14 protein-coding genes and 1 other annotated feature are annotated in these 12,425 nt (G+C 36.8%); all 14 genes read left to right on the top strand.

The genetic code is table 11. From position 1 onward, the window contains the following. Window positions 1–31 precede the first annotated feature (31 nt). The 14 genes from sigG to uraA all read left to right on the top strand — a co-directional run bounded on the left by sigG (window position 32) and on the right by uraA (window position 12,281). Window positions 32–811: an RNA polymerase sporulation sigma factor SigG gene (gene sigG, locus MKX31_RS17445; protein WP_000197753.1), complete on the top strand. Its 780-nt coding sequence runs from the start codon at window positions 32–34 to the stop codon at window positions 809–811. 172 nt (window positions 812–983) lie between these two features. Beyond that, on the top strand, window positions 984–1,262 hold the full coding sequence (locus MKX31_RS17440; protein ID WP_142289349.1) for a YlmC/YmxH family sporulation protein: 279 nt from the start codon (window positions 984–986) through the stop codon (window positions 1,260–1,262). A gap of 120 nt (window positions 1,263–1,382) precedes the next feature. Next, on the top strand, window positions 1,383–2,240 hold the full coding sequence (pgeF, locus tag MKX31_RS17435) for a peptidoglycan editing factor PgeF (RefSeq protein ID WP_098110654.1): 858 nt from the start codon (window positions 1,383–1,385) through the stop codon (window positions 2,238–2,240). After that, entirely contained in the window at window positions 2,197–2,871 is a 675-nt protein-coding gene (locus MKX31_RS17430; RefSeq protein ID WP_064474973.1) for a YggS family pyridoxal phosphate-dependent enzyme, read from the top strand. Before pgeF ends, MKX31_RS17430 begins: the two co-directional genes overlap by 44 nt. Window positions 2,872–2,890: 19 nt before the next feature. Continuing rightward, a complete protein-coding gene (locus tag MKX31_RS17425) occupies window positions 2,891–3,361 on the top strand; it encodes a cell division protein SepF (protein WP_064474974.1) in 471 nt (156 codons plus the stop codon). Window positions 3,362–3,367: 6 nt separating this feature from the next. After that, a complete protein-coding gene (locus MKX31_RS17420; protein WP_064474975.1) occupies window positions 3,368–3,631 on the top strand; it encodes a YggT family protein in 264 nt (87 codons plus the stop codon). A 15-nt stretch (window positions 3,632–3,646) separates the two neighbouring features. Beyond that, entirely contained in the window at window positions 3,647–4,414 is a 768-nt protein-coding gene (locus MKX31_RS17415) for a YlmH family RNA-binding protein (protein ID WP_088047255.1), read from the top strand. An 89-nt stretch (window positions 4,415–4,503) separates the two neighbouring features. Then, window positions 4,504–5,010 (top strand): septum site-determining protein DivIVA, encoded by a 507-nt coding sequence (gene divIVA, locus MKX31_RS17410; protein WP_001131609.1) that lies wholly within the window; start codon window positions 4,504–4,506, stop codon window positions 5,008–5,010. A 51-nt stretch (window positions 5,011–5,061) separates the two neighbouring features. Continuing rightward, window positions 5,062–5,285: a binding site (T-box leader), on the top strand. Window positions 5,286–5,356: 71 nt separating this feature from the next. Beyond that, entirely contained in the window at window positions 5,357–8,122 is a 2,766-nt protein-coding gene (ileS2, locus tag MKX31_RS17405) for an isoleucine--tRNA ligase (protein WP_098110653.1), read from the top strand. A gap of 157 nt (window positions 8,123–8,279) precedes the next feature. Next, window positions 8,280–8,609 carry a hypothetical protein gene (locus tag MKX31_RS17400; protein ID WP_001004658.1) on the top strand — a complete coding sequence of 110 codons (330 nt, stop codon included), beginning with the start codon at window positions 8,280–8,282 and terminating at the stop codon, window positions 8,607–8,609. A gap of 124 nt (window positions 8,610–8,733) precedes the next feature. Beyond that, window positions 8,734–9,192 carry a lipoprotein signal peptidase LspA gene (gene lspA, locus MKX31_RS17395; RefSeq protein ID WP_000642186.1) on the top strand — a complete coding sequence of 153 codons (459 nt, stop codon included), beginning with the start codon at window positions 8,734–8,736 and terminating at the stop codon, window positions 9,190–9,192. 4 nt (window positions 9,193–9,196) lie between these two features. After that, complete coding sequence (locus MKX31_RS17390) at window positions 9,197–10,105, top strand: RluA family pseudouridine synthase (RefSeq protein ID WP_088047257.1); 909 nt, start codon at window positions 9,197–9,199, stop codon at window positions 10,103–10,105. Window positions 10,106–10,308: 203 nt separating this feature from the next. Continuing rightward, a complete protein-coding gene (gene pyrR / locus MKX31_RS17385; protein ID WP_001156490.1) occupies window positions 10,309–10,851 on the top strand; it encodes a bifunctional pyrimidine operon transcriptional regulator/uracil phosphoribosyltransferase in 543 nt (180 codons plus the stop codon). Between the two features lie 146 nt (window positions 10,852–10,997). Beyond that, window positions 10,998–12,281 carry a uracil permease gene (gene uraA, locus MKX31_RS17380; protein ID WP_064474979.1) on the top strand — a complete coding sequence of 428 codons (1,284 nt, stop codon included), beginning with the start codon at window positions 10,998–11,000 and terminating at the stop codon, window positions 12,279–12,281. Window positions 12,282–12,425: the final 144 nt, after the last annotated feature.

The following is a 12,425-nucleotide window of genomic DNA, read 5'->3' as shown; positions in this document are numbered from 1 at the left end:
TGTACAGCAACTCCCGATAGGAGGGAACACTTTGACGAGAAACAAAGTAGAAATTTGCGGTGTTGATACAGCTAAACTTCCCGTACTAAAAAATGATGAAATGCGTAAATTATTTCGTGAAATGCAAAGTGGAGAGATAAGCGCAAGAGAGAAATTAGTGAATGGAAACTTACGTCTTGTACTGAGCGTCATCCAAAGATTTAATAACAGAGGAGAATATGTTGACGATTTATTTCAAGTTGGTTGCATCGGACTTATGAAATCCATTGATAACTTTGATTTAGGCCAAAATGTAAAATTTTCAACGTATGCTGTGCCGATGATTATTGGGGAAATACGCAGATATTTGCGTGATAATAATCCGATTCGTGTATCTCGATCATTACGAGATATTGCGTATAAAGCGTTACAAGTAAGAGAGAAATTGATTGCAGAAAATTCAAAAGAACCAACAGCAATGGATATTGCAAAAGTGCTTGAAGTGACTCATGAAGAAATTGTTTTTGCATTAGATGCGATTCAAGATCCAGTTTCATTATTTGAACCGATTTATAACGATGGGGGAGATCCTATCTTTGTAATGGATCAGTTAAGTGATGAAAAACAAAAGGACGAGCAGTGGGTTGAAGAGTTAGCACTGAAAGAAGGGATGAAGCGTTTAAATGATCGTGAGAAAATGATTATTCGAAAACGTTTCTTTCAAGGAAAGACACAAATGGAAGTTGCAGAAGAAATTGGGATTTCTCAAGCACAAGTGTCACGTTTAGAGAAATCAGCTATTAAACAAATGAATAAAACGATTCAAGGATAAGGTTTCACCATTTATGGTGAAACCTTTTTATATGTAATATAGTTTGTCTTCGCTCATAGTAGGGAAGCTGTGTTCATATAATGAAAATAATATGGAATTAGTAGAGGGTGCTTCCTGTTAATTTGAGAAACAGTGTTTTTTCAATTCGTCATATATAAGGGAGAGGATGAAAATGAAAAGAATTTCAGAGTTACAGATGAAAGAGATAATAAATGTTTCAGATGGAAAAAGGCTTGGGAATATTGGAGATATTGAAATTGATATGAACACAGGGAAGATCGGGTCTATTATTATTTCCAAACAGGCACGTATGTTGGGGATCTTTGGAAAGGATGTAGAAATTGTAATTCCTTGGGAGGAAATTATGAAAATTGGGGAAGATGTCATACTTGTAAGAGTAAATCCTGTTAATTCTGTAACAGAATCAATACAAACACCGACAATTTCATAAAGAATATTACAAATTCCTCTTTTTTTTCTGTTGGCATTATGAAAAAATAAAAGTATGGTAAAATAGACAGGAAGTACCATGCTTTTTTATGTTATTTTAATTAAAAGGAGCCGCTTTGTTATGAGAGAACCATTTAAATATGTGGACGGTATATTGTATTTACAAGCGTGGAAAGAACTTGGAAACATTACTGCTGGATTTACGACAAAAGATGATGGGGTAAGTACGGGCTCCTTTCATGCGATGAATTTAGGATTACATGTGAATGATATCGTGGAGAATGTTCATGAAAACAGACGCATTTTAGCAAATAAGTTACAAAAACCATTAGAAAACTGGATTTGCTCTGAACAAGTTCATGATCATCATGTTGAAAAAGTAGGACAACAGGAAAAAGGAAGTGGCGTCTATTCATATGAAGACGGCATTTCAAAAACAGATGGCATTTATACGACTAATAATGATGTTCTTCTAACATCATGTTACGCGGATTGTGTTCCACTCTATTTTTATGCGCCATCACATGGTATGATAGGACTTGCGCATGCTGGATGGAAAGGGACTGTAAAAGAGATTGCAAAGGAAATGATTCAAAAATGGAATGCAGAAGGGGTTTCAAGCGATGAAATTCATGTTGCAATTGGACCAGCAATTGGGTCTTGTTGTTACGTTGTTGATGATAGAGTGTTAACAGCAGCAGAGCAAGTAGTAAACGGTTCTGTCCCTTATAAAAAAATTTCTGATGGGCAGTACGCAATTAATTTAAAAGAAATTAATCGTATATTATGTGTACAAGCAGGCATAAAAGAAGAGAATATTGTAATGTCATCTCTTTGTACAAGCTGTGAAAAACAACTATTTTTCTCTCATCGTCGTGATCAAGGTAAGACGGGGAGAATGTTGAGTTTCATAGGTTTTAAGGAGGAGAAAGCAAGTGACAGTACAAAAAAATTTAACAACTGTAAACGAAGAAATTAAACAATCTTGCGCACGAGCGGGACGTTCTTTGCAAGATATTAAACTCGTTGCAGTTACAAAAACGGTAGGAATTGAAAAGACAAACGAAGTAATTGAAGCTGGAATTAGCGATTTAGGTGAAAATAGAAATGAAGGTTTCTTACAGAAGTACGAACATTTCGGTTCAAAAGTGAATTGGCATTTTATTGGATCATTACAAACGAGAAAAGTAAAAGAAATCATTAATGAAATTGATTATTTACATTCGTTAGATCGACTTTCACTTGCAAAAGAAATTCAAAAACGTGCTGATAAGAAAGTGAAATGTTTTATTCAAGTGAAAACATCATCTGAAGAATCAAAGCAAGGATTGGCAATAGAAGAAACCGTTTCTTTCATTCAAAGTTTGCAAGAATTGGATAAGATTGAAGTGGTTGGACTAATGACAATGGCTCCGTTTACAGAAGAAGAGGACGAAATCAGACGCTGTTTTAAGGAGTTACGTATGCTACAAACAGAGGTGCAGGAGCTAGAATTATTACATGCGCCATGTAAAGAATTATCAATGGGAATGTCTAATGATTACACGATTGCAATTGAAGAAGGTGCTACATATATTCGTTTGGGGACGATTTTAGTAGGAAAAGCGTAAAAGGAAGGAGAATCTTATTATGAGTTGGTCAAAAGTAAAATACTTCTTTTTTGATACACCGGAAGAAAAAGAAGCAGCTCAATATAGTTATGAAAAGGAGCAAACAGACATGAAGAAGCAGCAAGATCCGCCAGAACAACAAGATGTTACGTTTCCAAAAGCGCAACCGAAACAAAATGTTGTGAGCATTGAAACGGCAAAGCAATCTTCAAAAGTTGTTTTATTAGAACCACGCACATATTCGGAAGCGCAAGGGATTTCGGACCATTTAAAAGGTAGACGAGCTGTTGTGATTAATTTACAACGAATGTCTACTGATCAAGCTGTACGTATCGTTGACTTTTTAAGTGGTACTGTATACGCTATAGGCGGGGATATTCAAAAAATAGGACCGAAAACATTTATGTGTACACCTGAAAATGTAGATATTGTTGGTGCAATTTCAGAGTTATTCGGTGAAGAAGAAGACACAAATATAAAGAGGTGGTAATACGCCATGGAAACAGTTTTAAGGCTTTTAGTTTATGCTATCGAGATTTACTCGTGGGCACTTATTATTTACATTCTCCTATCATGGTTCCCGGGTGCAAAGGAATCAACTTTCGGAGATATTCTTGCGCGTATTTGTGAACCGTATTTAGAACCATTTCGCAGATTTATTCCGCCGCTTGGTATGATTGATATCTCTCCACTCGTTGCGATTTTCACGTTAAAGCTTGCTACGAATGGTTTAATAAGTATATTCAACTATTTCTTATAGTAAGAGGTTAAATAAATGAGCATCTATGAACATTTCAGACCCGATGAAGAGGTCTTTGTGGATAAGGTGTTAGAGTGGAAGCGAGCAGCGGAGTACCATCAAGTGAAGTTAACAGACTTCCTTGATCCAAGACAACAACAAATTGTCACTATGGTAATAGGACAAGGGGATGTTGCTGTACAGTTTGATGGTGCAACGCCTCATGCAGAGCGTAAGAGAGCACTCATTTATCCGGACTATCTAGTAGTGAATGAAGAGGAATTTCAAGTAGAAGTATTGGAAATTGACTATCCTTCCAAGTTTTATACGCTAGAACATAGGCAAATATTAGGTACATTTATGTCTCTCGGTTTAACGAGAGAAAAATGTGGTGATATTTTGCTTCAAGAAGATCGTGCCCAAATTGTAGTCGCGAAAGAAGTTGTATCTTATATTGAGATGAACTTACAATCTATAGCAAAAGTGAAAGTCTCCTTATCACCAGTGCAAGGAGAAAAAATTCTACAGATGCAAGAAACGTGGGGAGAGAAATCTGGAACGGTTTCTTCACTTCGTTTAGATGTTATGTTAGCTGAAATGTTACATATATCCAGACAAAAAGTACAACCTTTCATAAAAAATGGTTTAGTAAAAGTTAATTGGAAAACAGTGGAGCAAACTTCTTATGAATGTTATCCAGGAGATGTTTTTTCAGTAAGAGGATATGGACGAAGTAAATTGTTTTCTGTAGAAGGTAGAACAAAGCGCGACAAATGGAGAATTTTGTATGGTATACTAAAATGATTGGTTTTTTAGAAGGAAATCCTCCTATTTTGTCGAAGAAAAGATATAATTGAAAGAGGAAATTTAGATAACTACTTGGAGGTGGCGTTGTGCCGTTAACACCATTAGATATTCATAACAAAGAATTTGGTCGCGGATTCCGTGGCTATGATGAAGATCAAGTAAATGAGTTTCTTGATCAAATTATCAAAGATTATGAATTAGTCATTCGTGAGAAAAAAGCTTTAGAAGAAAAAGTTGCGCAATTAGAAGGGAAGTTAGATCATTTCTCTAATATTGAAGATACGTTAAACAAATCTATCATCGTTGCACAAGAAGCAGCGGAAGAAGTAAAACGTAATGCGCAAAAAGAAGCAAAATTAATCGTACGTGAAGCAGAAAAGAATGCAGACCGTATTATTAACGAAGCGTTAGTAAAATCAAGAAAAGTTGCTTTTGATATTGAAGAGCTAAAGAAACAAGCGAAAGTATTCCGCACTCGTTTCCGTATGTTATTAGAAACACAGCTTGAAATGTTAAACAACGATGATTGGGATAAACTAATTGAGTTAGAAGACGAAGTAGATGAACTGTTGAAAAAAGAAGAAACAGTGTAAGCTTGACGTTTTTCTCATTATTACATATAATTTTAAACAACATATTTATTAAGAAAAACGAAGATAGGGATAAGTACCTTTTCAAACCTTATATAGCGAACTGAGGATGGTGTAAGCTCAGGATAAGGAGATAATGGGAATATCACCCTGGAGTTCCGCGCTGAACAAATAGAGTAAGCGTAGGCGTATATTCGCGTTAAGAATATAAAGAGGATTGTATACATACGTATAGGATCTACTAGGGTGGTACCGCGGGAGACTTTCTCGTCCCTTTTTGGGATGAGAAGGTCTCTTTTTTATTCCGTTTTTTAAGTGTTTCTTTTATACATGTAAGGAGGAATTGAGCATGGAGTACAAAAATACATTACTAATGCCAAAAACAGAGTTCCCAATGCGTGGGAATTTACCAAAACGTGAGCCTGCAATGCAAGAACAGTGGGCTGAAATGAATATTTATGAAAAGGTACAAGAACATACGAAAGGTCGTCCTTTATTTGTACTGCATGATGGACCTCCATATGCGAATGGTGACATTCATATGGGACATGCATTAAATAAAGTGTTAAAAGACTTTATTGTTCGTTATAAATCAATGACTGGTTACTGCGCACCATATGTACCAGGTTGGGATACACACGGTTTACCAATTGAGCAAGCTTTAACAAATAAAGGTGTAAAGCGTAAAGAAATGACAGTTGCTGAGTTCCGTAAGTTATGTGCAGAGTATGCATATGAACAAGTAGAACGTCAACGTGAACAATTTAAGCGTCTAGGTGTACGTGCAGATTGGGATAACCCATATATTACTTTAGAGCCGGCTTATGAAGCGCAACAAATTAAAGTGTTCGGTGATATGGCGAAAAAAGGTTATATTTATAAAGGACAAAAACCAGTTTACTGGTCTCCAACGAGTGAATCAGCTTTAGCAGAAGCTGAAATTGAATACCAAGATAAAAAATCAGCATCTATTTACGTAGCATTCCCTGTAAAAGATGGAAAGAACGTATTAGAAGGTGATGAGAAATTCATTATCTGGACAACAACACCTTGGACGTTACCTGCAAACTTAGGTATTTCTGTTCACCCAGAACTTGAATACGCTATTGTAAAAGTAAATGATGAAAAATATATTATTGCTTCTGAACTATTTGAGACAGTTGCAAAAATGTTAGAGTGGGAAAATGCTGAAGTTGTGAAAACGGTAAAAGGTAGCGAACTTGAGTATACAGTTGCAAAACATCCATTCTACGATCGTGATTCATTAGTTATGCTAGGAGATCACGTAACAACAGATGCAGGTACAGGTTGTGTTCATACAGCACCAGGGCACGGGGAAGATGACTTCGTTGTTGGTAAAAAGTATGGATTAGAAGTACTTTGCCCAGTTGATGATAAAGGTGTATTAACAAATGAAGCACCTGGATTTGAAGGCTTATTCTATGATAAAGCTAACAAGCCAATTGCAGAAAAATTAGAAGAAGTAGGCGCGTTACTGAAACTAACATTCATTACGCATTCATACCCACATGATTGGAGAACGAAAAAACCAATTATTTTCCGTGCGACAGCACAGTGGTTTGCATCTATTGAAGCGTTCCGTAAAGAATTATTAGAAGCTGTTGCGGAAACAAAATGGGTACCAGCATGGGGAGAAACTCGTCTTCATAATATGGTTCGTGACCGTGGTGACTGGTGTATTTCTCGTCAGCGTGCATGGGGTGTACCAATCCCTGTATTCTATGCAGAGAATGGTGATCCAATTATTACAGATGAAACAATTAACCATGTAGCAGATTTATTCCGTGAGCACGGTTCTAACGTATGGTTTGAGCGTGAAGCGAAAGATCTATTACCAGAAGGATTTACACATACAGGTAGCCCAAATGGTGAATTCCGTAAAGAAACAGACATCATGGATGTATGGTTCGATTCAGGTTCTTCTCACCAAGCAGTATTAGAAGAGCGCGAAGACTTACAACGTCCAGCTGATTTATATTTAGAAGGATCTGACCAGTATCGTGGTTGGTTTAACTCTTCATTATCAACAGCAGTTGCTGTAACAGGTAAAGCTCCATATAAAGGCGTACTAAGCCATGGTTTCGTATTAGATGGTGAAGGACGTAAAATGAGTAAGTCGATTGGAAACATCGTCGTACCGAAGAAAATTATGGATCAATTAGGTGGAGATATTTTACGCTTATGGGTATCTTCTGTTGACTATCAATCTGATGTACGTATTTCAGATGATATTTTAAAACAAGTAGCAGAAGTGTATCGTAAAATCCGTAACACATTCCGTTTCTTATTAGGAAACTTAGATGACTTTAAGCCAAGTGAAAATACAGTAGCTGTAGCTGAACTTCGTGAAGTAGATCGTTACATGTTAGTGAAATTAAATGACTTAATTACAAAAGTAAAAGAAGCATATGAAACATACGACTTCGCTGCTGTGTATCATGCAATTCATAACTTCTGTACAATTGATTTAAGTTCATTCTACTTAGACTTTGCAAAAGACATTTTATACATTGAAGGTGCAAACCATGAAGATCGTCGTGCAATTCAAACTGTATTATATGATGTTCTTGTTGCATTGACGAAACTTGTAACACCAATCTTACCGCATACAGCTGATGAAGTATGGCCATACATTCCAGGTGTAACAGAAGAAAGTGTACAACTAACTAACATGCCAGAAGCTGTACAATTAGATGGTGCGGAAGCATTAAAAACAAAATGGGATGCATTTATGACGCTGCGTGATGACGTATTAAAAGCGTTAGAAGTAGCTCGTAATGAGAAAGTAATCGGTAAGTCATTAAATGCAAGTATTACGCTATATCCGACTGTAGAAATGAAAACTATGTTAGAGTCTATTAGCGAAGACTTGAAGCAATTATTCATCGTTTCTGAGTATAAACTTGGTGGTATGATGGAAGAAGCGCCAGCAGATGCGCCAAAATATGAGCATACAGCGGTTGTTGTTGCTCAAGCAACTGGTGAAACATGTGAACGTTGTTGGGTAGTTTCAGAAACAATTGGTAAAGATGCTGAACATGCAACATTATGTGAGCGTTGTGCAACAGTTGTTAAAGAAAACTATGTAAAATAATAAAAAAACTGACTGTGCATAAGTACAGTCAGTTTTTTTATTGATGATATATTAAAATAACTTTCACTCTCTTTCCTATGAAGGAAAAATGTGTGTGAGGTAAGCATAGAAATTTCGGACACACTAATCGTACATTGCAGCTGGGAGGAATGTACACGTGAATGAAATGTATATGGAAATCAAAGAAGAATTGCAATTGATGCGAAAAGAGTTACAAGAGAGGCTAGCTAAAGAGGTCATGCACAAATATGATACAGAGTTTAGCGAAGAGCTTGGATATGAAATTAAGGAAGAGATAAAGAAAAAACTCCTATTACATGATATAAAAGAGGACTTAAAAGATGTAGAACGTGCATTATTTAAAATGGAGATAGATATGTATGGTATTTGTGAAGAAACGGGGAGAGCAATTTCGGTAAAACAAATGAAGACGATGCCGACTGCCCGTACCATTCATGAATTTTTCTATGAAAAAGTAAATGTATGAATGCGCACAACGATATTATATTACCTTTTTTAAATTTATTTTATTCTTCTATAAAGGTTCATTGTGAAAAGGTTGCAGCTATGCTAAAATTTTGAGGTACACTGTCTTTGTGGGGGAAATGAAAATGATATATTATGTAATAGCGTTATTTGTCATTGCCATCGATCAAATATCGAAATGGCTAATTGTAAAGAACATGGAATTGGGTACGAGCATTCCGATTATCGATAATGTATTATACATAACATCACATCGAAATAGAGGAGCTGCCTGGGGGATTTTAGAAAATAAAATGTGGTTTTTCTACATTATTACAGTCGTTTTTGTAGTATTTATCGTAATTTATATGCAAAAATATGCGAAAACAGACAAACTTCTAGGGATTTCATTAGGTCTAATATTAGGCGGAGCAATTGGTAATTTCATTGATCGTGTATTTAGACAAGAAGTAGTGGATTTCATTCACGTGTATATTTTCTCGTACAACTATCCAGTATTCAATATAGCTGATTCAGCATTATGTATTGGTGTTGTATTAATTATTATTCAAACATTATTAGAAGGCAAGAAAACGAAGGAGTAATTGAATGAGTGAAGTAGTACAAGTAACAGTTGCAGAAGAACAAAAAAGTGAGCGAATTGATAAATTCGTTGCAGAAATAAACAGTGAATGGTCACGTTCACAAGTACAACAATGGATTAAAGATGATGTCGTTACAGTTAATGGAAAATCGGTAAAAGTGAATTATAAAGTTAAAGAAAACGATGAAATTACAGTAACGATTCCTGATCCAGAAGAGTTAAATATCCAAGCAGAAGATATGGGCTTAGAAATTTATTATGAAGATGCAGATGTACTCGTTGTAAATAAGCCACGTGGTATGGTTGTACATCCAGCTCCAGGGCATACAAGCGGTACGCTTGTAAACGGACTTATGCACCATTGTACAGACCTGTCAGGTATTAACGGTGTAATGCGTCCTGGTATTGTGCATCGTATTGATAAAGATACATCTGGACTATTAATGGTTGCTAAAAATGATGTGGCGCATGAGTCACTTGTAAATCAACTTGTAGCAAAAACAGTAACAAGACGTTACAAAGCGATTGTACACGGTGTGATTCCGCATGATAAAGGAACGATCGATGCACCAATTGGTCGCGATAAGAAAGAACGTCAAAGCATGACAGTTGATGAAAATGGTAAGAATGCTGTTACGCACTTCCAAGTGTTAGAACGCTTTAAAGATTTTACACTTGTAGAATGTCGCTTAGAAACGGGACGTACGCACCAAATTCGTGTTCATATGAAATATATTGGCTATCCACTTGCAGGAGATCCGAAGTATGGTCCGAAGAAAACATTAGACATGAATGGACAAGCACTTCACGCAGGTATTTTAGGGTTTGACCATCCCCGTACTGGTGAATATATTCAGTTTGAGGCACCGATTCCAGAAGTGTTTGAAGACGCATTAAATATTTTACGGAAATAGTATTGACAAATCATAAGAAAACTGAGATACTGACAACAGTTAAATAATGATCCTTTAACACAGCCCCGTGAGGTTGAGAAGGTAACGGTTTGAAATGCATAGGGTATGTTGTACCCTTTTTTCAAAAGTCCTCTCGCACACGCTGAGAGGACTTTTTTTATACCATTACTCTCACGCAAGAAAAAAGCTTGGAGGTGTAGAGCATGCAAGAGAAAGCTGTCGTTTTAGATGACCAAATGATTCGCCGCGCTTTAACACGAATTAGTCATGAAATCGTGGAACGAAATAAAGGTGTCGATAATTGTGTTCTTGTCGGAATTAAAACGCGTGGAATTTTTATTGCACAACGTTTGGCAGAACGAATTGGTCAAATTGAAGGAAAAGAAATGGAAGTTGGAGAGCTAGATATTACGTTATATCGTGATGATCTAACACTACAATCGAAAAATGAAGAACCACTTGTAAAAGGTTCTGATATCCCTGTAGATATTACGAAGAAAAAAGTTATCCTTGTGGATGATGTATTATATACAGGAAGAACAGTTCGAGCAGCAATGGATGCTCTTATGGATTTAGGTAGACCATCACAAATCCAACTGGCGGTTCTTGTTGATAGAGGTCATCGTGAACTACCAATTCGCGCTGATTATGTAGGAAAGAACATTCCAACATCAAGTGAAGAGCGTATCGAAGTTGATTTGCAAGAGACAGATCAACAAGATCGAGTAAGCATATACGATAAGTAAAGCCCTTTTAAATGTAGTCCTGTGAGGCTGCCAAAGGGTCTTGGCTTTCATATGTCAAATTTGGCATACGAAAGTGTAGGACTCTTTGTGCACAGGCACAAAGAGTTTTTTTATTGCAAAGATTTAAACTGAAGGAGGATGTAACAATGGAACAAAAGCCAGTATTAGACGTTAATGAAGTACCGAAGCCGGGAAAATGGTTATTTTTAAGTATACAACATTTGTTCGCGATGTTTGGATCAACAGTGCTTGTTCCGTTTTTAACAGGATTGAATCCGTCAGTAGCATTAATATCAAGTGGATTAGGAACGCTAGCGTTTCTTCTTATAACGAAAGGTCAAGTACCTGCCTATCTAGGATCATCATTCGCCTTTATCGCACCGATTATAACAGCGAAAACAGCAGGTGGACCTGGAGCAGCAATGCTCGGTGGTTTGCTAGCAGGGCTTGTGTATATCTTAATCTCACTCGGAATTAAGAAGTCAGGATCAGAGTGGATTATGAAATTACTTCCGCCAATCGTAGTTGGTCCAGTCGTAATGGTAATCGGTCTCGCTTTAGCACATACAGCAGTTAACATGGCGATGAACGGTGCGGATGGCAAATATAGCTTTACACACTTTTCAGTAGCATTAGTAACATTAGCAATTACAATTATCTGCTCTATATTCGGAAGAGGATTTTTCAGTATCATACCAGTGCTACTGGGCATTATCGGCGGATATATCTTCGCTTACTTCCAAGGGCTAGTAAATTTAAAGCCGGTGGCTGAGGCAAAATGGTTTGTTGTACCAGATTTCACAGTGCCATTTGTAACATATACTCCGGAGTTTTCGTGGAAGATTGTACTCTTGATGGTACCAGTTGCACTAGTAACAATTTCAGAGCATATCGGACATCAAATTGTACTTGGAAATGTTATTAAAAGAGATTTAATTGAAAAACCAGGCTTACATCGCTCGATATTCGGTGATGGTATAGCAACATTAATTGCATCACTAATCGGTGGACCACCGAATACAACGTATGGTGAAAACATTGGTGTGCTAGCAATTACGAGAGCATACAGCGTATACTTATTCATCGGCTCAGCAGTGTTCGCAATCATGTTCGGATTTATCGGTAAGATTTCGGCACTGATTCATTCGATCCCAACACCGGTTATGGGTGGAGTATCAATCTTACTATTCGGTGTAATCGCATCAAGTGGATTACGCATGATGGTAGATGAGAAAACGGACCTAAGTGACAAACGAAACTTAATGATTGCATCAGTAATACTAGTAATCGGTATTGGTGGAGCGGTACTGCAAGTAGGAGAATCGTTCCAAGTAGAAGGAATGGCACTAGCAGCAATTGTAGGTGTACTATTAAATCTACTACTACCGGAAACGAAACAAATAAAACAATCTAAGCAGATTGCTTCATAATAATAACCTTTTAATTCAGTCCTGTGAGACCGGAAAGGGTGGCTTCTTTCTTGCACCCTAGTCTCACACGACTAGGGTATTTTTATGCAAATGTTGTTATAAAAATACAAAAGTGGTAACATAAAAATCAGAAAGATGAGGGAT

Source organism: Bacillus sp. FSL M8-0063 (assembly GCF_038005545.1).
Taxonomy (GTDB): Bacteria; Bacillota; Bacilli; order Bacillales; family Bacillaceae_G; genus Bacillus_A; species Bacillus_A wiedmannii.
The sequence above is the reverse complement of the archived record's forward strand: the minus strand, read 5'-3'. Positions and strand labels throughout refer to the sequence as shown.

Bases quoted from the DNA above. Each gene is read 5' to 3' on its own strand.
- pyrR (WP_001156490.1), top strand. From the start codon at position 10,309: ATGCAAGAGAAAGCTGTCGTTTTAGATGACCAAATGATTCGCCGCGCT.
- MKX31_RS17420 (WP_064474975.1), top strand. From the start codon at position 3,368: ATGGAAACAGTTTTAAGGCTTTTAGTTTATGCTATCGAGATTTACTCG.
- ileS2 (WP_098110653.1), top strand. From the start codon at position 5,357: ATGGAGTACAAAAATACATTACTAATGCCAAAAACAGAGTTCCCAATG.
- MKX31_RS17425 (WP_064474974.1), top strand. From the start codon at position 2,891: ATGAGTTGGTCAAAAGTAAAATACTTCTTTTTTGATACACCGGAAGAA.
- MKX31_RS17415 (WP_088047255.1), top strand. From the start codon at position 3,647: ATGAGCATCTATGAACATTTCAGACCCGATGAAGAGGTCTTTGTGGAT.
- MKX31_RS17440 (WP_142289349.1), top strand. From the start codon at position 984: ATGAAAAGAATTTCAGAGTTACAGATGAAAGAGATAATAAATGTTTCA.
- lspA (WP_000642186.1), top strand. From the start codon at position 8,734: ATGATATATTATGTAATAGCGTTATTTGTCATTGCCATCGATCAAATA.
- pgeF (WP_098110654.1), top strand. From the start codon at position 1,383: ATGAGAGAACCATTTAAATATGTGGACGGTATATTGTATTTACAAGCG.
- uraA (WP_064474979.1), top strand. From the start codon at position 10,998: ATGGAACAAAAGCCAGTATTAGACGTTAATGAAGTACCGAAGCCGGGA.
- MKX31_RS17390 (WP_088047257.1), top strand. From the start codon at position 9,197: ATGAGTGAAGTAGTACAAGTAACAGTTGCAGAAGAACAAAAAAGTGAG.